The sequence below is a fragment of the Flavobacterium sp. PL02 genome, assembly GCF_035013205.1.
Taxonomy (GTDB): Bacteria; Bacteroidota; Bacteroidia; order Flavobacteriales; family Flavobacteriaceae; genus Flavobacterium.
In genome coordinates, this window is sequence record NZ_JAYGJP010000002.1 from 615,158 (window position 1) to 635,479 (window position 20,322).

Sequence of the window (20,322 nt, forward strand, 5' to 3'; positions counted from 1 at the left end):
TAGATAATTCTCAAACTGCTTAATTATCTCATTTTCTAATTTACGAATTGTCAAATTTTAAAAACAATGAATCAAGATTATATAAAACCAGACAATTGGTCAATAATAGAAGAAGGCTTTGATGTTGAAAGAGTCAAATCATCTGAAAGTCTTTTTAGTATCGGAAACGGTGCCATGGGACAGCGTGCCAATTTTGAAGAAAAATACTCAGGAGAAACTTTCCAGGGAAGTTATATTGCCGGAATCTATTATCCAGATAAAACAAAAGTGGGTTGGTGGAAAAATGGATATCCAAAATACTTCGCCAAAGTACTTAATGCTCCAAACTGGATTGGTATCAACGTTGAAATTAACGAAGAAGCTTTCGATTTAAATTCTTGTACCGAAGTAAAAAACTTTCGTAGAGAATTAAATATGAAAGAAGGTTGGTACAATCGTTCCTTTGAAGCAACATTAAAAAACGGAACCGAAATTGCTGTTAACGTACGTCGTTTTCTGTCTTTGAATCTGGATGAAGTTGGTATTATCAAATACGAAATAACTCCATTAAATAAAGATGCAAAAATTCTTTACAAACCATATTTGGATGCTGGTGTTACCAATGAAGATGCAAACTGGGAAGAAAAATTCTGGGAACCTCTTGAAGTAAAAAAAGCTACAAATGAAGCTTATGTAACTGCTCAAACCTATAAAACACATTTTAAGGTTACGACTTTTATGCATAATAGTATTTTTGCTAATAACGAGAATATTAATATTTCGCCTTCTACAATAGATTCTTCAACAGATAAAGTAGAATATACTTATGGTGTAATCATTGCTAAAGGACAAACCTCATCTATACAAAAAATTGGTGGCTATACCGTTTCATTAAACCATACCAATACTCTTGCTGCTGCCGAAAAAGCAATTAAAGAAGCATTAAGCAAAGGATATGACCAATTATTACAAGAGCAAATCGAAGCTTGGGCTAAAGTTTGGGAAATGTCAGACATTACTATCGATGGCGATGTAAAAGCTCAACAAGGAATTCGTTTCAATATTTTTCAGTTAAACCAAACTTATTCAGGAAAAGACAACCGATTAAACATTGGACCTAAAGGATTTACTGGAGAAAAATACGGAGGATCAACCTATTGGGATACCGAAGCATATTGTATTCCATTTTATATGGCGACAAAAGACCAGCAAGTAGCTCGTAATTTATTGACCTATCGTTACAACCAATTGGATAAAGCTATTGAAAATGCCAAAGACAATTTGGGTTTCAAAGATGGAGCTGCTTTATACCCAATGGTAACTATGAATGGTGAAGAATGCCATAACGAATGGGAAATCACACATGAAGAAATCCACAGAAATGGAGCGATAGCTTTTGCCATTTTCAATTACAACCGTTACACAGGAGATTACTCCTATATTCCCGAAAAAGGATTAGAAGTATTAATTGGTATTGCGCGTTTTTGGCATCAAAGAGCTTCATTCTCTACAGATAAAAATCAGTATGTGATATTAGGAGTTACAGGTCCTAACGAATACGAAAACAACATCAACAATAATTTCTATACCAATTATATTGCAAAATGGTGTATTGATTATGCCGAAGAACAAATTATAAAAGTTGCTACCGAATACCCTTCCGATCACAAAAGAATTATCGAAAAAGTAAATCTTACTGCAACTGAAATTCAGGAATGGAAAAAAGTAGCCAATAATATGTACTTCCCTTTTTCGAAAGAACTTGATGTTTACCTACAACAAGACGGATTCCTGGATAAAGATTTAGTTCCAGTAAAAGACTTAGACCGTTCGCAACGTCCTATAAACCAAAAATGGTCTTGGGATCGCGTATTACGTTCACCATATATCAAGCAAGCTGATGTTTTGCAATGCTTTTACTTTTTTGAAGAACATTTTACAAAAGAAGAACTATTACGTAATTTTGAGTTTTACGAGTCTTTTACCGTACACGAAAGTTCACTTTCGCCTTGCGTACACTCCATTCAGGCAGCAGCTCTGGACAAAATGGATATGGCATATACATTCTACCTAAGAACTTCTCGTTTAGACTTAGACGATTACAATAAAGAAGTTGAAGAAGGTTGTCATATTACATCAATGGCTGGAACATGGATGAGTATTGTAGAAGGTTTTGGAGGAATGCGTGTAAAAAATGATACGCTACATTTCTCTCCAAAAATTCCAAAAGAATGGACAGGATATTCATTTAAAATCAATTTTAGAAATCAAATTCTAAAAGTGTCAATAAACCATAACGAAACTACGTTTTCTGTAGATGGAGATACCGACTTAGCCATTGTCGTTAATGGTCAAACCGTAGTCGCTACAAAATATGCAATTGCATAAATAGTAGCTTCTATATATTTTTATAACATTTTTTAATTTATCAACATGAAGAATTTCATTTTCACAGCCTTCATTCTAGTTGCATTTTGTAACATTACAAAAGCACAACAACTAAAATCGCCTGAAGGAAAATTTGTCATGGAGTTTTCGCTACAAAGCGACGGAACTCCAACTTACAATCTTAAATACAAAAACAAAGAGGTTGTAAAATCCAGTAAGTTGGGACTTGAGCTTAAAGACGATAAAAAATCGTTACTAAATGATTTTACGGTTATTGATACAAAAACTGCAACTTTTGACGAAAACTGGAAGCCAGTTTGGGGAGAAGTAGCTTCTATTCGTAATCATTATAATGAACTTGCGGTAACATTAAACCAAAAAGGAACCGACAGACAATTGTTAATCCGTTTTCGTTTATTTGATGATGGACTTGGATTCCGTTATGAATTCCCAACTCAAAAGAACCTTACGTATTTTGTAATCAAAGAAGAAAAAACACAATTTGCAATGACGGGCGACCATACTGCATTTTGGATTCCTGGTGATTACGATACACAAGAATACGATTATACAAAATCGAAATTATCTGAAATTCGTGGATTATCTGAAAAAGCATATACTGCAAACGTTTCGCAAAAATCTTTTTCTCCAACAGGAGTTCAGACTTCACTTATGCTAAAAACTGCCGAAGGAGTATATATCAATCTTCATGAAGCAGCATTAATTAATTATTCATGTATGCACTTAAACCTTGATGATAAAAACATGATTTTCGAATCATGGTTAACTCCAGATGCAAAAGGTGATAAAGGATACATGCAAGCACCAAGTCATTCTCCTTGGAGAACAATTATTGTTAGCGATGATGCAAGAGAAATTCTTAATTCAAAAATGACATTAAACCTAAACGACCCTTGTAAAATCGAAGATACGTCTTGGATAAAACCAGTTAAGTATGTAGGTGTTTGGTGGGAAATGATTACAGGAAAAAGTTCTTGGTCATACACTAACGATTTCCCAACAGTACAACTTGGAGTTTCAGATTTCTCTAAAGCAAAACCAAACGGAACACACGGAGCAACTAATGCTAACGTAAAAAAATACATTGACTTTGCAGCTCAAAATGGTTTTGATGCTGTACTTGTAGAAGGTTGGAATGAAGGTTGGGAAGACTGGTTTGGTCACTCAAAAGATTATGTTTTTGATTTTGTAACTCCTTACCCAGATTTTGATGTAAAAGGATTGCACGCTTATGCAAAATCTAAAGGTGTAAAAATCATCATGCACCACGAAACTTCAGGTTCAGTTCGTAACTACGAGCGTCACATGGATAAAGCATACCAATTCATGAAAGACAATGGATACGATGCTGTAAAAAGTGGTTACGTAGGTGATATTTTACCTAGAGGAGAAAATCATTACGACCAATGGATTGTAAACCATTACCAATACGCGTTGGAAAAAGCTGCCGAATATAAAATTATGGTTAATGCACACGAAGCAGTTCGCCCAACAGGTATTAGCAGAACATATCCTAACTTAATCGGAAACGAATCTGCAAGAGGAACAGAATACCAAGCATTTGGTGGATCTAAAGCAAATCACGTAACAATCTTACCATTTACAAGATTAATTGGTGGACCAATGGATTATACTCCTGGTATTTTCGAAATGGACATTAGCAAACTTAATCCTGATAACAAATCGCATGTAAACAGTACAATTGCTAATCAATTAGCACTATACGTTACTATGTACAGCCCATTACAAATGGCTGCCGATCTTCCTGAGCACTACAACAAATTTGCAGATGCTTTCCAATTCATCAAAGATGTTGCTATCGATTGGGATGAAAGTAAATATATTGAAGCAGAACCAGGTGATTATATTACTGTAGCTCGTAAAGCAAAAGGTACTAACAACTGGTTTGTAGGTAATGTAAACGGAGATGTAAGTCGTACATCAAACATCAACTTTGATTTCCTTGAAAAAGGGAAGAAATACACAGCAACAATTTATGCTGATGCAAAAGATGCACACTACAAAACAAATCCTCAAGCTTACACTATCAAGAAAATAGCTGTAACAAATAAATCAAAATTATCACAGTTATCTGTTCCAGGTGGTGGTTATGCAATTAGCATAATCGAAACTAAATAAAACTTAAAAAGACAAGTGATTTTCTCCAAGATTACTTGTCTTTTTTTCATAACTCTCTTTTTGTCACATCGAACGTCCCGAAGCTTCGGGAGAGATGCCGCAATGGTTCTCGACTACGCTCGAACTGACAACGAGAATAATTACATTTAAAATTATGAATATCCAAAAAACCCTCAACCATTCAATCTATAAAATAATCCTTTTTGTTTTATTGTTTTCCGTTTCCGCGAAAGCGCAAATTCAGAAAACAGAGCCACCTTTTTGGTATGCTGGCATGAACAATCCAGAACTTCAGATTATGTTCTACGGAAAAGACATTGCCCAATACGAACCTACTGTTTCTGATAATGTAACTATTAAAGACATTAAAAAAACCGAAAATCCTAACTACATTTTCGTAACAATCGACACTAAAGACATTCCTGCATCTGAGTTAGTTTTTTCATTTAAAAACAAAAACAAAGTTGCATTTACACAAAAATATTCTTTAAAAAAGAGAAGAGAAAATTCTGCTCAACGCAAAAGCTTTGATGCATCAGATGTGATGTATTTAATCATGCCAGATCGTTTTGCAAATGGAAACTCAAAAAACGATACTAATGCTACTCTAACAGAAAAAGGAAACCGACAAGACCCAAGCGGACGTCATGGTGGTGATATCGAAGGAATCATCAAAAACCTGGATTATATCTCGTCATTAGGAGCAACAACTATTTGGAATACACCTTTAGGAGAAGACAATGACAAACAACATTCGTATCATGGCTACGCACAATCGGATGTGTATAAAATAGATCCTCGCTACGGAACCAATGAAGACTATGTTCACCTGGCTGCCGAAATGCATAAAAAAGACATGAAACTAGTTATGGATTATGTAACCAATCACTGGGGAATCACGCATTGGATGATTAAAGATATGCCAACCAAAACTTGGTTCAATCAATTTGAAACTTTCACACAGACACACCACAGACGTGAAGTAATTACAGATATTCATGCCTCAAAATTAGATCAGGAAGTTTGTATTGATGGTTGGTTTGTACCTTCAATGCCTGATTTAAATTTAAAAAATCCTTTGGTAGCAAAATACCTAACTCAAAACGCAATTTGGTGGATTGAATACGCAGATCTTGACGGATTTAGAGTTGATACTTACAACTATTCAGATCCTGCTGCGATGGCAAATTGGGCAAAAGCAATTACTAATGAATATCCAAACTTTAATATTGTTGGAGAAATCTGGATGCACAATCAGGCAAATTTAGCATTCTGGCAAAAAGACAGTAAAATAGGCGCAATCGAAAACTACAATTCGAATTTGCCAAGTGTAATGGATTTTACATTACATAATCAAATTGGTTCTGCTTTTAACGAAAGTGAAGCAACTTGGGATAACGGAATGATTAAATTCTACAACAATTTTGCATTAGATTATCTATATCCAAACCCAGACAATATTTTGGTTTTTGCCGAAAATCACGATACAAATAGAATCAATGATGTTTATAAATATGATTTTGTCAAATACAAATTGGCAATGACTTTATTGGCAACCGTTCGTGGAATCCCACAATTGTATTATGGTTCAGAAATCGGAATGGGTGGTGATAAAAGCAAAGGCGATGCCGATATTCGTCAAGATTTCCCTGGTGGATGGAATGGCGATAAAAACAATGCTTTTACCGCAACAGGAAGAACAACAGAACAAGCTAAATATTTCGATTTTACTTCAAAATTATTCAAATGGAGAAAATCAAATGAAGCCGTTCATTTCGGAAAAATGACACATTATATCCCTGAGAATAATACTTATGTTTATTTTAGATATACTGATGCTAAAACTGTAATGGTAGTCTTTAATAATAATGCTACAGCGCAATCTCTTAAAACAAATCGTTTTAAAGAAAACATCAAAAACTTTAAATCAGGAAAAGACATCCTTACAGGAAAAATGTTCGATTTAACATCTGAAATTACTTTAGAACCAAAATCAGCAATCGTATTAGAACTAGAATAAAAGTTAAAATTTAAACACAAAGTTTTAGCCACAGATTATAATGATAAAATGGATTTTTGAAATCTGTGTGAATCATTATAATCTGTGGTTTTTTTTAATCAAAACTTTATGGACTTTGCCGTTAAACCACAATGTTTTTTTTAGCTACAGATTATACGGATTAAAAGGATTTTTAAATCTACGCGAATCTGTATAATCTGTGGCTATTCTTTTTTTAATTAAAGCTTTGCGACCTTTGCGTAAAACTTTGCGCTCTTTGCGGTAAAACTATACGCAACAAATCTATTTTTTCCGACCTTTGCCAATAAATCTCAATAAATGCTAAAAATAGCACATCGTGGCGCAAGAGGTTACGAACCCGAAAACACCTTAAAGGCCTTTCAAAAAGCATTAGACTTAAATGCTGACGGAATAGAACTAGACGTTCACCTGAGCGCCGATGGTCATATTATTGTAATTCATGATGAAACGATTGACAGAACTACCAACGGAAAAGGCTTTGTAAATAACTTATCTTTGCAGGAATTAAAAGCGTTTCGCACAGAAAAGGAGCAGCAAATTCCAACATTACCAGAAGTTTTTGATTTAGTAGACCAGCAATGTTTTATTAATATAGAATTAAAAGGTCAAGGAACTGCCAATGCTGTAGCTGCATTAATCGAATTATACGTTTCAGAAAAAAACTGGAATTACAATTCTTTTATTGTTTCAAGTTTCGAATGGGATTTTTTACAAGAAATAGTTTTACTAAATCCGAAAATACCCGTTGGTGTTTTAACCGAAACTGATATTGACTCGGCTATTACTTTTGCAGAAGCAATAAAAGCAAAAGCAATTAATCCCGATTTTAATTTGTTAAGCAAAGAGAACGCAATACAAATACAAGAAAAAGGATTTGAGATTTTTCCTTGGACAGTCAATGAGGCAGCAGACATTACAAGAATAAAAACATACAACATAAACGGAATCATTAGTGATTTCCCAGATAGAATATAAAAACCAACTTCCAATTAATCTTTGTAAAAGTTCAAAACTTTGACAAAGATACTTAGAGGTTAAAATAAAAATATGACTCAAAATTTTGATATAATAATAGTAGGTGGCGGTGCAGCAGGATTTTTTACAGCAATTAATATTGTAGAAAAAAACTCAAAATTAAAAGTCGCTATTTTAGAACGTGGTTCCGAAGTACTAACGAAAGTTCGCGTTTCTGGTGGTGGTCGTTGTAATGTAACTCATGCTTGTTTTGAGCCTAATGAATTGGTTAAGTTTTATCCGCGTGGCGAAAAAGAACTACGAGGACCATTCCATCAGTTTTGTTCCGGAGATACCATAGAATGGTTTGAGAAACATGGTGTAGAACTAAAGATTGAAGATGATGGGAGAATGTTCCCTGTTTCAAATTCTTCACAAACTATCATTGATTGCTTTTTAAAAGCAACCGCAAAATTAGGTATTACAGTACTTACGGGTCAAAGCGTACAATCTATCTTTAAGAAAGAAAACTTCTGGAAAATCGAAACACAAAACCAGAATTATATCGCCGAAAAATTGATTTTAGCCACAGGAAGCAATCCTAAAATATGGGAAATGCTACAAACTTTTGGGCATGCCATAGTAAGCCCTGTCCCTTCCCTATTTACCTTTAATATAAAAGACCCTAGAATAAAAGAACTACCTGGTGTTGCTGCACAAGCAACTGTAAAAGTAAAAGATACCAAACTAGAATCAACAAGTCCATTATTAATTACCCATTGGGGAATGAGTGGTCCTGCAATCTTAAAGCTTTCGGCTTGGGGAGCACGTATTTTGCATGACAAAAATTATCAGTTTACGATTTTTGTAAATTGGCTAAATGATGTTGATACCGAAGATGCCGAAAAAATTCTAAAAGATTTAAAACAGGAACACGCCAAAAAAGCCGTTTCCAAAAAATCCCCTTTCGATTTCCCAAATCGATTATGGGAAAGTTTAGTTCTCGCTTCTAATATAGAAGTAGAAACTAAATGGGCAGATTTATCTAAAATTCAACTTCAGAATTTAGCTAATCAGTTAACAAATGGAACTTTCCAGGTAAACGGAAAAAGTACTTTTAAAGAAGAATTTGTAACCGCAGGCGGAATCGATTTAAAAGAAATCAACTTTAAAACGATGGAAAGCAAGCTTCATGAAAACTTATACTTCGCTGGAGAAATTGTAAATATCGATGCAATTACTGGTGGATTTAATTTCCAGAATGCATGGACAAGTGGTTTTATTGTAGCAAATAGTATCTAAAAGACTTAACTATGAATTCAATTTCATTAGAAAAACAAATACAAGCAATCGCTTCATTTACCGAGGACGAAATTAAAAAGATTGTTTCTTGTTTTGAATATGATAAAATTGAAGCCAAAGAATATTTAGCTACTATTGGGAAAACCAGCAATAAAATTTATTTCATTATTAAAGGGCTCGCCAGAGTTTATTATTTAAAAAACGGAAAAGAAATTACAACTTACTTAAGTTGCGATGAAGGCTTTATTGCCTCCTACTCCAGTTTCATAAACCAAACTCATTCTTTCGAAAACATACAATGTATTGAGGAATGCGAAGTTCTTTCGATAAGCTATCAAAGAATGCAACAATTATACAATGAAATTCCTAATTGGGAACGTGTTGGAAGAATTCTAGCCGAACAAAATTACCTATGCATGGCAGATCGATTATTAAAACTACAAATGATTCCTGCCAAAGAAAAATACCTTACTTTTTTACAAACCGCACCATCAAAGATTATCAAGCGTACACCACTTATATACATTGCATCTTTTTTGGGTATTACACCCGAATCTTTAAGTCGCATTCGACAAAGCATTTCTTAACATTTATCAAATAGGTTAGTATTTTCGTTTTTCATCTTTGTCAATAATAAAATTTGATAAAATGAAAAACGTAGCCAAAAATGTGTACCAAATACCGGTATTACCCAGAAACAGTATTAATTGTTATTTAATTGAAGATGTACTTATTGATGCAGGAATAAGAAGCTCGGCATCTAAAATTTTAAATGCAATTAAAGACAAAAAAGTAAATACCCACGTACTCACCCATGCTCATGCCGATCATCAGGGTAGTAGTAAAGTTATTTGTGACACTTTAAATATTCCGTTGTGGTGTAGTGAACCCGAAAAACAAGCGGCGGAAATCGGAAATGTAACTATTGAATACCCAAATCCAAACAATATAATTTCTAAATTTCAAGCAAAACTATGGGCTGGAAAAGGTTGTCAAGTATCCAAAATTGTTAAAGAAGGTGACATCATAGGCGGATTTACTGTAATTGAAACTCCTGGGCATTCCAGCGGGCATTTATCTTTTTTTAGAGAACACGATGGTGTTCTTATAGTTGGTGATGTAATGACTAACATGAATTTATTAACCACTGTTCCTGGATTACATGAACCGCCAAGCTTGTTCACAACCAATCAACAAAAAAATAGGGAATCCATAAAAAAACTAGCCAAGTTAAACCCAAAAATATTATGTTTTGGTCATGGCCCTGTTCTAATAAATAACGGTGAATTAGCTCGATTCGTGAATAAAATTTCTGCAATTTAGTATTCAAGTACCAGTCGCAGTTTTCAACTCTAAGAACTACGACTGGTAATAACATTGAGACTGATAATTTAAAAACCGAATTAACAAGACTTTAAATATTCTATAAGTTTTAGTTAAGACAATTCTAATAATTTTACTTTCAACCAATTAACCATATATGAAAGTAAAATTACTTACAACAATTTCGTTACTTACCTATCAACTTAGCATTTCTCAAACAGAAAAATTACTTCACGGAAAAGTTTTTTCCAACAACAATCCTCTTAAAGAAGTAGAAGTTATTAATAAAACAGCGAAAACCAGTACCAGAACAAATGCTTTGGGAGAGTTTTCCATTCCGGTAAAAGTAAAAGATAGTCTGTTATTTTTCTCTAAAGATTACTTTTTCACAAGACTAAAAATAACTCAGGCCAATATTGATAAAAATAATATTATTGTCAATATGGCTATCAAAGCCGAAGAATTAGATGAAGTAGTCGTAACTACTATGAAATTTAATCCTATAAAAATTTCTCAAAAAGATCTAGACAACGTAAAACTCTATAAAGAAGCTGGATCTTTACAAAAATATACTGGTGTTTACGACGGAACTATTCCAAATGGTATGGACTTCACCCGAATGGGAACAGGCCTTTTTAATTTATTTAAAAAAGATAAAGAAGAACTCAAAAAGAAAACTTCGGAAACTGATTTCAAAAAACTTATAGCAAAATCAATACCTTCAGATTTTTTTACCAAAGATTTAAAGTTAAAACCCGAGGAAAAAGACCTTTTTATTGAATTTTGCGATGCTGATCCAAGATCTAAGAACCTTTTAGAAAACAATAATGTATTAGCTACAATGGATTTTTTGTATGCAAAAAACAAAATGTTTAAGAAACTGTGAAAAAAGTTTAAAGTATTCAGTAACAGTCTCAGTTTCTTGATTGAGACTGAATACCGCAACTGTAAACTAAAAACTGAATTAACAAGACTTTAGAAATTCCATAAGTTTTATTTAAGATAACTCTAATAATTTTACTTACAACTTAATACTTATAGATGAAAGCAAAATTACTTACTACAATTTCTTTATTTACCTACCAACTTGGTGTTTCACAAACAGAAAAACTCTTAAAAGGAAAAGTTACATCAGAAACTACCCTCTTAAAAAATGTAGAAGTAATCAATAAAACGTCTAAAACTAGTACTACTACAAATGAACAGGGAGAATTCTTGATTTTAGTAAATGTAAAAGACAGTTTAATATTTTTCTCCAATGATTATCTTTTTAAAAAACTAAAAATAACTCAGGAAAATATTGAAATGAATAATCTTACTGTAAAGATGCTTCCAAAACCAGAAGAATTAAAAGAAGTGCTCATTTTATCTAAAAACCCAAAATCGATATTCATAACCAAAGAAGAAATCAAAGAAATTAAATTAAACAAATCCAGAGCCAAACTAGGGATGAAAATTGATGGTTACAAAGATGGAACAGCTCCGATTGATCTCGGAACTGATTTTGTTCGACTTGGTAAACAAATCTATAACATATTTAAAAAAGAAAAAGAAAGAAAAATCGAAACACCAGAAATAGATTTTATTCAACTTGTAAAGACAACATTGAATCCAGATTTTTTCACAAAGGATTTAAAATTAAAACCCGAAGAAAAAGAATTGTTTCTAACTTTTTGTGATGCTGACCCAACATCTAAGAACCTTTTAGAACACAATAACATATTAACCACAATGGATTTTTTGTATGCAAAGAATGAAAGCTTTAAAAAAATGAAAGCTGAATCTAAAAACTAAATATAATCAAACTCTAGTTAGTGAGATTCTTTAAATTTTTCCATTTAAAATAAAAAATCACAAGACCAATCAACAAGCTTACAGAGACTATTGACAAAACAATTACAATTGTATTCATTTGATTCATTTGATTCATTTGATTCATTTCATCAATATCAACAACTTGTTTGCTCTTTTTTACTTTTTCAATTACTCCATACATTTTTTGATTCAGCTCTTCTAACTTTTTAATTTGGCTTTGATGACAATAAACCAATCTACTATTTATTAGTTCATCCTGAAACCCATATTCTTTGGAAAGATTATAAATTCTTATGGCATTTTCATTTTCTCCGATTATCTTAACCGCATTCCCAAGCTCAAAAAGTAAAACAGAAATAACTTTGTCTTTTGGTTTTATAAAACTAATCCGCTCATTAACCTGAAAATAAATTGACTGAGCCAATTCCTCCAATTCCTTTTTAGACAAATCAGTTTTTGGACTTGCTTCTTCTCCAAAACTCTCATCTATCAAAAACTGTCCTGTGACATTTTCAATATGCTTAACTTTAGCTTCTAATATCTTTAAATGTAACCATTCAGATCCTTTATGGGATTCTGGATTAATCTGTATAGATTTTTTAATCCATTGATATGCCTTTTCATTTTCCCCTATTAACTCATAAAGTGTCCCTAAATTAGATGCAGTCGAATATCTGTTAGGTTTTATTTTTTCAATCCCTAAATATAATTTTAAAGCCTCTTGATATTTCCCTAAAACGATTAAAAGATATCCTTTATCTGACAAATAATCTATATCATTCGTTTTTTTATATAATTTATCCAGATCTATTATCAACTCAGGAAAGTCTTTAGGGAAAAAGTTATGGCCATGCGGAACAAGTCCTCTATAATCGACATACACTACAGCACCATTTTTCAAATACTTAGTATCCCCGTTCAAACAAGCAAAAGTCTTAAACGAAATTAGAGATAACGCGATAACAAAAATCTTGAATATATTCATAAAATAAAACGTATCAATTAAACTAAAACTATTTATTCAACCACCAAATACTAGCATTCAGAACTGTGGCGTAACTTACCCAAAGCAAGTAAGGAACTAATAAATAACCAGCGATTTTATTGATTTTTATAAATTTTAAAAGTGTTTCATAAATCATCAGCCAAAGAACAAAAACTTCAAGAAGCGCTAATAACGGATTCATTAATCCAAAGAACAAATACGACCACAAAGCATTTAGAGCCAATTGAATTGCAAAGAAAACCAATGCATTTTTAACTGCTTCTTTTTCATATTCTATTCGATCCCAAACCAATCCAGATGCAACCCCCATCAAAAGATAAAGCAAACTCCAAGCTGGTGCAAAAACCCAATTAGGCGGATTAAAGCTTGGCTTGATTAAAGTCGGATACCAAGTATCAACACTAGTTCTGGTAACAATTCCCGAAAAATATCCAATAGCAAGACAAGTAACAACAACAGCTAAAATTCGAGTGATTTTATTCATTTTATATTCTTTTTTTGAGTTAATAAAGGTAAACATTTTTATAGCCTATCAAAAAGTGCAAAAGGTATAATTCAAAAAAAGTATCTTTGCGTAAATTTTATATTTTTATGTTTACAGCAAACGATTTTATTCCAAAAAAATATACTTCGACTATAGATCAAGGCAATTTTGAGTGGAGCGCTCCAAGTAACATTGCTTTGGTAAAATATTGGGGAAAAAAAGACAATCAAATTCCGGCAAATCCTTCAGTAAGCTTTACTTTAAACAATTGTAAAACAATTACTAAACTAGCTTTCGCTAAAAAAGACATTTCAACTGATAATTTCTCATTCGATTTACTTTTTGAAGGAAAACCAAAAGAAGATTTCAAACCGAAAATACAGAAATTTTTGGAACGTGTTTTCGTTTATCTCCCTTTCCTGAAAGAGTATCATTTTACAATTGACACTCAAAATACTTTTCCGCATAGTTCAGGAATAGCCTCATCGGCATCTGGAATGGCAGCTTTGGCAATGAATTTTATGAGCTTAGAAAAAACTTTAAACCCAGAAATGACCGATGATTATTTCTTTCAAAAAGCTTCTTTCTTAGCCCGTTTAGGTTCAGGGAGTGCTTGCCGAAGTGTAAAAGGAAGCGTAGTTGTTTGGGGAAATCAAGCAAATATAAAAGGAAGTTCTGATTTATTTGGAGTAGAATTTCCAAATACAATTCATGAAAACTTTAAAAATTACCAAGACACTATTTTATTAGTTGATAAAGGCGAAAAACAAGTTTCGAGTACTGTAGGTCATGATTTAATGCACAACCATCCTTATGCCGAAAGACGTTTTGCACAAGCGCATGAAAACTTAGATAAACTAATTTCTATTTTTAAAACTGGAGATTTGGACGAATTCATCAAAGTTGTTGAGAGCGAAGCATTGACATTACATGCTATGATGATGACATCAATGCCGTATTTTATCTTAATGAAACCAAATACTCTGCAGATTATTAACGCAATTTGGAAATTTAGAGCCGAAACTAAAATCCCTGTTTGTTTTACACTAGATGCAGGAGCAAATGTTCATGTTTTGTATCCCGAAAACGTTAGCGTAAAAGTCTTACAATTTATTCAGGACGAATTAGTTGTATTTTGTCAGAATGGTCAGTACCTTTGCGACGAAATTGGATTGGGTTCAATTGCATTATAATTTTCGTATCTTTAATTAAAATTTAGATCATGGACATTCAATTAGAAAAACGTGAAGTGATAGATATTCTGGAAGGTACAGATGACCTTTCAATCATTTTGGCGGTCAAAAAATTGTTAACCAAAAAGAAAAAAGATTGGTGGGATGATTTAACTGATGAACAAAAAGAAGAAATTAAAGAAGGGGAAAGACAAATTGAACGAGGTGAATTTGTTTTGTATGAAGATATGATGAAAAAACATCGTTAATGAAAAGAACAATAATCTTTTCAAAAAATGCAGAAAAAAGTTTATTTGAATTATTTGAATACTTAGAAATTAAATGGTCAAAAAAAGTAAAAAATAAATTTATATCAAATCTGGACAAAGTAATTTATCTAATACAAATAGAACCTGAAATTTTTCCTAAATCGGAACTAAATAAAAACTATCACAAATGTGTCTTGTCTAAACAAACAACAATATATTATAAATTCAACACAAAAAGAGTCGAAATAATTACATTTTTCGACACACGACAAGACCCAAACAGAATTAAGAAAGACATTAAATAAATATATGAAAGGACCATTATTTTACTCGAAAATATTACTTTTTGGAGAATACGGAATTATTCGTGACTCTAAAGGTTTGTCTATTCCTTATAATTTTTACAATGGCGCACTGAAGAGAACCGAAAATCCTTCGGCAGAAGCCATTTCTTCAAATGCAAGTCTAAGCAGATTTACATCATACCTTGAAACATTACAAGCAGAGCAACCAGAATTGGTTACTTTTGATTTGGTTACTTTAAAGAATGATGTTGAAACAGGAATGTATTTTGACTCAAGTATCCCACAAGGATATGGAGTTGGAAGTAGCGGTGCACTTGTAGCTGCCATTTATGATAAATATGCTCAAAATAAAATCACGGTTCTAGAAAATTTAACTCGTGAGAAATTATTACAATTAAAAACTATTTTTTCTCAAATGGAAAGTTTTTTCCACGGAAAAAGTTCTGGTTTAGATCCATTAAATAGTTACTTGAGCATCCCGATTTTAATAAACTCTAAAGATAATATTGAGGCAACTGGAATTCCTAATCAAAGTTTTGACGGAAAAGGAGCTGTATTTTTATTAGACTCAGGAATTGTTGGCGAAACTGCTCCAATGGTAAATATTTTTATGGAAAACCTAAAAGACAAAGGGTTCCGTACTATGCTAAAAAACCAGTTTGTAAAATATACTGATGCTTGTGTAGAGAATTTTTTACATGGCGATATGAAGTCTTTATTTAGTAATACCAAAAAATTATCAAAAGTCGTTTTGAATAATTTCAAACCTATGATTCCAGAACAGTTTCATGGTATTTGGCAAAATGGTATTGATACAAACGATTATTACCTAAAATTATGTGGTTCTGGCGGTGGAGGTTATATTCTTGGTTTTACCCAAGATTTAGAACGCGCCAAGCAATCATTAAAAGACTACAAACTAGAAGTAGTTTACCAATTTTAAATTACAGAATACAAATTCTAAGATTTTAGAATATTAAATAGTTACAATTTTTAGAGTCGATATATTCGACTCTAAAAATTCAATGCCACTAACGTGCCTTTTTTTCCTAAAAAATTATCACAATCTAGCAAGTTATTTAATATGAAAAGTATTTTAAGCATCCTCAAGTCAACTTTTGTAGGCGGAATTCTTTTTCTGATTCCATTAGCCATAATCCTGGTCCTTTTTGAAAAAGGCTATCACATTTTACAAAAGATTACTATTCCGTTAGTTAGTAATTTACCCAAAGTAAGAGTATTAGGAATGGCACTAGAAGAATTAATAGGCCTACTAATTATTATATTAATTTGTTTTTTGGCAGGATTATTAGCTCGAACCAAACAAGCAAAAATCTTAATTATTAAATTAGAAACTAGCATTTTAAGTCTTATCCCTGGATATTCGTTTATGAAAAACATGAATGAAAACATCATAGGGCTTGAAAATTCTAAAGACTTAAAAGTTGTTTTGGCTCGTGTAGATGATGGATGGCAATTTGCTTTTTTAATAGAACAAATCGACGAAGAACATTGCACGGTTTTTATCCCGAATGCCCCAAGTCCGTGGAGTGGTTCTATCTATTTTATGGAAAAAGAAAGAATAAAAGAAACCACAATATCACAAAAAGAGGCTTTAGTATGCATAAGAAAATTGGGATATGGCTCTTCAAAATTATTAAAAGATGTACTTTAGTAATTTTAAAACCAATATATAAACTGTATCCTACAAAGAACACTAACCTCTAACAAAAGAAATGTTAAGCCGACAGAATAAAATCTTAGCGATGAAAATAATAAGTTTGTTCTCTGTAATAAGAGGCTACAACATTCCTATTATCGTTTTAGCACAATACTTATCGGCAATATTTATTTTGGCTCCCGAAAAAAGAGCGCTTGACATACTACTTGACTTCAATTTGTTTTTAATTGTTTTTGCTTCGGCAATTACTATTGCAGCAGGCTATATTATCAATAATTTTTATGACAGTCAGAAAGATTTAATAAATCGTCCCAACAAATCAATGTTGGATCGATTAGTAAGTCAGAAAACAAAACTGAGCGTATATTTCACACTAAACTTCATTGGCTCATTAATGGCGCTGATTGTGTCCTGGAGGGCATTTTTATTCTTTTCGGCATATATATTTTTAATCTGGTTTTATTCTCATAAGATAAAAAAGTATCCATTAATCGGTAACTTAACGGCTGCCTTACTTGCAGTTTTACCATTCTTTGCCATATTAGTATATTTTTACAATCAAATTTCTTTTGATGATTTAGAAAACCAAAGAGGCCATTTTGCAGTAATTTCTGCTCATGCAGTTTTTCTATTCTTATTATTGCTTATTCGTGAGATGATAAAAGACTTAGAAAACCTAAAAGGAGACTTGGTTAATAATTACAAAACCATCCCAATTCTTTATGGCGAGAGAACTTCAAAAAAGATAATTACCTTTTTAACTTTTCTTACTATTGTTCCCGTTTACATTCTAATCGAAATATATGATGTAGGTTATATGGACATTTATTTCTACATCTGCTTTATTGTTTTAATATTTTTCTTACTTTACCTTTGGAAATCAAATTCTAAGACACAATTTTTACTTCTGCACAATGTTTTAAAATTTCTTATCGTTTCGGGAGTGTTTTGTATTGTACTTATTAATCCAAGTGTTTTGTGGCATGGAAAAACTTTACTTTTAAAAATATAATTGATTTAAAATTTTCAGCATTTTTAGATTATTTTCAATTAAAAGGCTGGTAATAGTATTAAAAGCTAGTAATCTAACAACAATCAAGTTACTGCTATTAACCAATAATAAACTATCTTTGCACAAATTACAGGATTTATGAATAATAAGGAAGGCAATAATAAAGGAAAAGGACCAAGAGCAAATAGCTCAAGACCTAACTCAAATAAGCCAAAACCTGCCATGCAAAAGCGTGCACAAGGGCCAAAAAAAGCGAAACCGATTACTAAAGTAGAGGAAGAAGCTGCTGCAAAAGCTGCCAAAAAACCGAATCAAGCACCTAAAAGACAAAAGGCTGCTGATGAGATTCGTTTAAACAAATATATTGCTAATTCTGGGGCATGTTCTCGTCGTGATGCAGATATCTACATCCAATCTGGGAATGTAAAAGTAAACGGAGTACCTGTTACAGAAATGGGATACTTAGTAAAACCAGGAGATACAGTAAATTTTGACGGAGCAACTTTAACTCCAGAAAAGAAAGAATACATCTTATTAAACAAACCAAAAAACTTTACGACTGCTTTTGACGAAGGTCAGGAATACCGTAACGTATTAGAATTGGTTCGTGGTTCGACTAATGCAAAGATTGCTGCAGTTGGAAGAATGGATAAAAACACTACAGGTTTATTATTGTTTACAAATGATACTGATATGCTTCGTAAATTTACTTTACCAAGCCAGAAATCATCTAAAATATACCAGGTTTCATTAGATAAAAACTTGAAATTTGAAGATTTAGAAAAAATAAACAAAGGATTAGTTCTTGATGGACACCGTGTTTTTGTTGAAGACATTAGCTATATCGACAATGAGCCAAAAAGCGAAATTGGGTTAAAGTTACGTTCATCAAATGTAAAAGTAGTTCGTGCTATCTTCGAACACTTTGAATATGATGTTTTACGTATTGACCGTGTATCTTTTGCTGGATTAACCAAAAAGAATTTACCAAGAGGTAACTGGCGTTTTTTAACAGAACAAGAAGTTATCAATTTGAAGAACGTATAAATCTTCAAATTATACATAAACGAGAGAATCCTATTTTACAAATGTAAAATGGGATTTTTTTTTAACTTAAAAACAAAAGACGGTTCTTAAGAATTACTATTTGAAAAAATGTGATTGAAAATTGAGTTTGAAAATCTGGTTTTCCTTTTTTCTTCGACAACTTCGTAAGATGAAAAACCTAAGATAATTTTTATTCCGAGAGGAATACTATTTAAAACACCTCTTTTTTGCTCTTCTAACAATAATTGGAGGTCTTCTTGGACTTGCTTTTTATAGCTAAAATAAGAAAGAACTAATAGTGCTGAAAAATTTAATACTTCGCGAGCAGTTTCGCTTTTAATACCTACTTCGTTAGAGACCATTTCGGTAATTCGCCCCTTTTTGTTATCAAAAATTCGTTTTAATAATTTATTGCCTTCGTCTTTATAACATTCATCGACTGATAATAGTCTTCCGGATTCAAAATCTATTTCTTTATAAAAATCTGTATTCCCAACAATCTCTACCAACTCATTATACAAACTGACTTCGTGTATTTTATTATAAACTCCTATTAAGATAGTTCCGATAGAAGCATCAATAGCTTTAATTAATAAGGCGTCATTTTCAAAATAAAATTTATTCAGTTTTGAAACAACATTTGAAGAAATAAAACGTCTAAGTTCAATTTGTAAATTTGGATTCATTAATCTGGATTTTTTAATTAAAAATAATTTATATCAATTATAAATAATCGACAAAGTGTGGCATTTTATCGTTTATGTGATAAATGTATGTAAAATAATAACATATCCAAAAAAAACGTTAAAAATTTTTCTTCTCAATTTCTCATTAATTCCATCCCTTTTCTTAAAACCCAATAAAACCGCTAATACTCTAAATATCAATACAAACTAAAACTCGAAAAAAAATTAAGAATTTACATAATAATATAGCGAATCAGCAGTTATTTTTTCCTTTTTTCAGAAACAAACAAGCGTTAACAAATCCTGTAATTAATTATAACAAAACTGGCTGAAGTCAAAATTTAGACGAAAAATACTACTCCATTTTTCCAGATTCATCAATGCATTTATATCTTATTCTGGAGATCAGTTTAAGAAAAATCTATTTCTTTAATTAATTTCTAAATGGCATAATGTTCCAAAAATAGTAAGCGTCTGAAAAATCAGAATTTAAAACAAACCTAAAAAAGCCAAAACATTCAATTAGAACAAACTAACCAAAATTAAGTTTTACAGGATTTAAGTTTTCCAAAACAAAACAAGAGGTAGATTTTTTTTCAGCATTAAGGATAAGCTTACTAAATCTGAGATTTTATCTAAAATAGCCCTAGGCTGTAAATAACTTACCAAAATAATAGAAATAAAAACCTGTTTTTAGC

Annotated in this window: 19 protein-coding genes; 16 read left to right on the plus strand and 3 right to left on the minus strand. The window is 31.9% G+C overall.

Annotated elements, in window-relative coordinates; all coding sequences use genetic code 11:
• The first annotated feature begins 66 nt into the window (after positions 1-66).
• The 9 genes from SHI72_RS10645 (at position 67) to SHI72_RS10685 (ending at position 11,941) form a co-directional block, all read left to right on the plus strand.
• Positions 67-2,367, plus strand: coding sequence for a glycoside hydrolase family 65 protein (locus tag SHI72_RS10645; RefSeq protein WP_323489937.1), 2,301 nt, complete (start codon positions 67-69; stop codon positions 2,365-2,367).
• Between the two features lie 45 nt (positions 2,368-2,412).
• On the plus strand, positions 2,413-4,527 hold the full coding sequence (locus tag SHI72_RS10650) for a glycoside hydrolase family 97 protein (protein ID WP_323489938.1): 2,115 nt from the start codon (positions 2,413-2,415) through the stop codon (positions 4,525-4,527).
• Positions 4,528-4,681: 154 nt separating this feature from the next.
• Positions 4,682-6,547 carry a glycoside hydrolase family 13 protein gene (locus tag SHI72_RS10655; RefSeq protein WP_323489939.1) on the plus strand — a complete coding sequence of 622 codons (1,866 nt, stop codon included), beginning with the start codon at positions 4,682-4,684 and terminating at the stop codon, positions 6,545-6,547.
• A gap of 318 nt (positions 6,548-6,865) precedes the next feature.
• Positions 6,866-7,543 (plus strand): glycerophosphodiester phosphodiesterase, encoded by a 678-nt coding sequence (locus tag SHI72_RS10660; protein WP_323489940.1) that lies wholly within the window; start codon positions 6,866-6,868, stop codon positions 7,541-7,543.
• Between the two features lie 72 nt (positions 7,544-7,615).
• Entirely contained in the window at positions 7,616-8,824 is a 1,209-nt protein-coding gene (locus tag SHI72_RS10665) for an NAD(P)/FAD-dependent oxidoreductase (RefSeq protein ID WP_323489941.1), read from the plus strand.
• Between the two features lie 11 nt (positions 8,825-8,835).
• Complete coding sequence (locus SHI72_RS10670; protein ID WP_323489942.1) at positions 8,836-9,411, plus strand: Crp/Fnr family transcriptional regulator; 576 nt, start codon at positions 8,836-8,838, stop codon at positions 9,409-9,411.
• A 61-nt stretch (positions 9,412-9,472) separates the two neighbouring features.
• On the plus strand, positions 9,473-10,147 hold the full coding sequence (locus SHI72_RS10675; protein ID WP_323489943.1) for an MBL fold metallo-hydrolase: 675 nt from the start codon (positions 9,473-9,475) through the stop codon (positions 10,145-10,147).
• A 157-nt stretch (positions 10,148-10,304) separates the two neighbouring features.
• Positions 10,305-11,033, plus strand: a complete 729-nt coding sequence (locus SHI72_RS10680) for a hypothetical protein (protein WP_323489944.1) — start codon at positions 10,305-10,307, stop codon at positions 11,031-11,033.
• Positions 11,034-11,188: 155 nt separating this feature from the next.
• Entirely contained in the window at positions 11,189-11,941 is a 753-nt protein-coding gene (locus SHI72_RS10685; RefSeq protein WP_323489945.1) for a hypothetical protein, read from the plus strand.
• Positions 11,942-11,954: 13 nt separating this feature from the next.
• Here SHI72_RS10685 and SHI72_RS10690 read toward each other — a convergent pair whose 3' ends face one another.
• Together SHI72_RS10690 and SHI72_RS10695 are read right to left on the minus strand one after the other, a co-directional pair.
• Positions 11,955-12,884, minus strand: coding sequence for a tetratricopeptide repeat protein (locus SHI72_RS10690; RefSeq protein WP_323489946.1), 930 nt, complete (start codon positions 12,882-12,884; stop codon positions 11,955-11,957).
• 91 nt (positions 12,885-12,975) lie between these two features.
• Complete coding sequence (locus SHI72_RS10695) at positions 12,976-13,452, minus strand: TspO/MBR family protein (protein ID WP_323489947.1); 477 nt, start codon at positions 13,450-13,452, stop codon at positions 12,976-12,978.
• 107 nt (positions 13,453-13,559) lie between these two features.
• Here SHI72_RS10695 and SHI72_RS10700 point away from each other — a divergent pair, with 107 nt between their 5' ends.
• The 7 genes from SHI72_RS10700 to SHI72_RS10730 all read left to right on the plus strand — a co-directional run bounded on the left by SHI72_RS10700 (position 13,560) and on the right by SHI72_RS10730 (position 18,938).
• Entirely contained in the window at positions 13,560-14,645 is a 1,086-nt protein-coding gene (locus SHI72_RS10700; RefSeq protein ID WP_323489948.1) for a diphosphomevalonate decarboxylase, read from the plus strand.
• A gap of 29 nt (positions 14,646-14,674) precedes the next feature.
• On the plus strand, positions 14,675-14,893 hold the full coding sequence (locus tag SHI72_RS10705) for a hypothetical protein (RefSeq protein ID WP_086895716.1): 219 nt from the start codon (positions 14,675-14,677) through the stop codon (positions 14,891-14,893).
• The gene (locus SHI72_RS10710; protein WP_323489949.1) at positions 14,893-15,198 is read left to right on the plus strand and encodes a type II toxin-antitoxin system RelE/ParE family toxin; all 306 of its coding nucleotides are present in this window, start codon (positions 14,893-14,895) and stop codon (positions 15,196-15,198) included. The genes SHI72_RS10705 and SHI72_RS10710 overlap by 1 nt, the downstream gene beginning before the upstream one ends.
• A 4-nt stretch (positions 15,199-15,202) precedes the next feature.
• Positions 15,203-16,141, plus strand: coding sequence for a mevalonate kinase (locus tag SHI72_RS10715; RefSeq protein ID WP_086895714.1), 939 nt, complete (start codon positions 15,203-15,205; stop codon positions 16,139-16,141).
• Between the two features lie 141 nt (positions 16,142-16,282).
• Positions 16,283-16,873 (plus strand): DUF502 domain-containing protein, encoded by a 591-nt coding sequence (locus tag SHI72_RS10720; protein WP_039112542.1) that lies wholly within the window; start codon positions 16,283-16,285, stop codon positions 16,871-16,873.
• Between the two features lie 61 nt (positions 16,874-16,934).
• The gene (locus SHI72_RS10725) at positions 16,935-17,891 is read left to right on the plus strand and encodes a geranylgeranylglycerol-phosphate geranylgeranyltransferase (RefSeq protein ID WP_039112543.1); all 957 of its coding nucleotides are present in this window, start codon (positions 16,935-16,937) and stop codon (positions 17,889-17,891) included.
• A 138-nt stretch (positions 17,892-18,029) separates the two neighbouring features.
• The gene (locus SHI72_RS10730; RefSeq protein WP_039112544.1) at positions 18,030-18,938 is read left to right on the plus strand and encodes a pseudouridine synthase; all 909 of its coding nucleotides are present in this window, start codon (positions 18,030-18,032) and stop codon (positions 18,936-18,938) included.
• Positions 18,939-19,024: 86 nt separating this feature from the next.
• Here SHI72_RS10730 and SHI72_RS10735 read toward each other — a convergent pair whose 3' ends face one another.
• Positions 19,025-19,624 carry a DUF937 domain-containing protein gene (locus SHI72_RS10735; protein WP_039112545.1) on the minus strand — a complete coding sequence of 200 codons (600 nt, stop codon included), beginning with the start codon at positions 19,622-19,624 and terminating at the stop codon, positions 19,025-19,027.
• Positions 19,625-20,322: the final 698 nt, after the last annotated feature.

Bases quoted from the DNA above. Each gene is read 5' to 3' on its own strand.
- SHI72_RS10645 (WP_323489937.1), top strand. From the start codon at position 67: ATGAATCAAGATTATATAAAACCAGACAATTGGTCAATAATAGAAGAA.
- SHI72_RS10650 (WP_323489938.1), top strand. From the start codon at position 2,413: ATGAAGAATTTCATTTTCACAGCCTTCATTCTAGTTGCATTTTGTAAC.
- SHI72_RS10655 (WP_323489939.1), top strand. From the start codon at position 4,682: ATGAATATCCAAAAAACCCTCAACCATTCAATCTATAAAATAATCCTT.
- SHI72_RS10660 (WP_323489940.1), top strand. From the start codon at position 6,866: ATGCTAAAAATAGCACATCGTGGCGCAAGAGGTTACGAACCCGAAAAC.
- SHI72_RS10665 (WP_323489941.1), top strand. From the start codon at position 7,616: ATGACTCAAAATTTTGATATAATAATAGTAGGTGGCGGTGCAGCAGGA.
- SHI72_RS10670 (WP_323489942.1), top strand. From the start codon at position 8,836: ATGAATTCAATTTCATTAGAAAAACAAATACAAGCAATCGCTTCATTT.
- SHI72_RS10675 (WP_323489943.1), top strand. From the start codon at position 9,473: ATGAAAAACGTAGCCAAAAATGTGTACCAAATACCGGTATTACCCAGA.
- SHI72_RS10680 (WP_323489944.1), top strand. From the start codon at position 10,305: ATGAAAGTAAAATTACTTACAACAATTTCGTTACTTACCTATCAACTT.
- SHI72_RS10685 (WP_323489945.1), top strand. From the start codon at position 11,189: ATGAAAGCAAAATTACTTACTACAATTTCTTTATTTACCTACCAACTT.
- SHI72_RS10695 (WP_323489947.1), bottom strand. From the start codon at position 13,452: ATGAATAAAATCACTCGAATTTTAGCTGTTGTTGTTACTTGTCTTGCT.
- SHI72_RS10700 (WP_323489948.1), top strand. From the start codon at position 13,560: ATGTTTACAGCAAACGATTTTATTCCAAAAAAATATACTTCGACTATA.
- SHI72_RS10705 (WP_086895716.1), top strand. From the start codon at position 14,675: ATGGACATTCAATTAGAAAAACGTGAAGTGATAGATATTCTGGAAGGT.
- SHI72_RS10710 (WP_323489949.1), top strand. From the start codon at position 14,893: ATGAAAAGAACAATAATCTTTTCAAAAAATGCAGAAAAAAGTTTATTT.
- SHI72_RS10715 (WP_086895714.1), top strand. From the start codon at position 15,203: ATGAAAGGACCATTATTTTACTCGAAAATATTACTTTTTGGAGAATAC.
- SHI72_RS10720 (WP_039112542.1), top strand. From the start codon at position 16,283: ATGAAAAGTATTTTAAGCATCCTCAAGTCAACTTTTGTAGGCGGAATT.
- SHI72_RS10725 (WP_039112543.1), top strand. From the start codon at position 16,935: ATGTTAAGCCGACAGAATAAAATCTTAGCGATGAAAATAATAAGTTTG.
- SHI72_RS10730 (WP_039112544.1), top strand. From the start codon at position 18,030: ATGAATAATAAGGAAGGCAATAATAAAGGAAAAGGACCAAGAGCAAAT.
- SHI72_RS10735 (WP_039112545.1), bottom strand. From the start codon at position 19,624: ATGAATCCAAATTTACAAATTGAACTTAGACGTTTTATTTCTTCAAAT.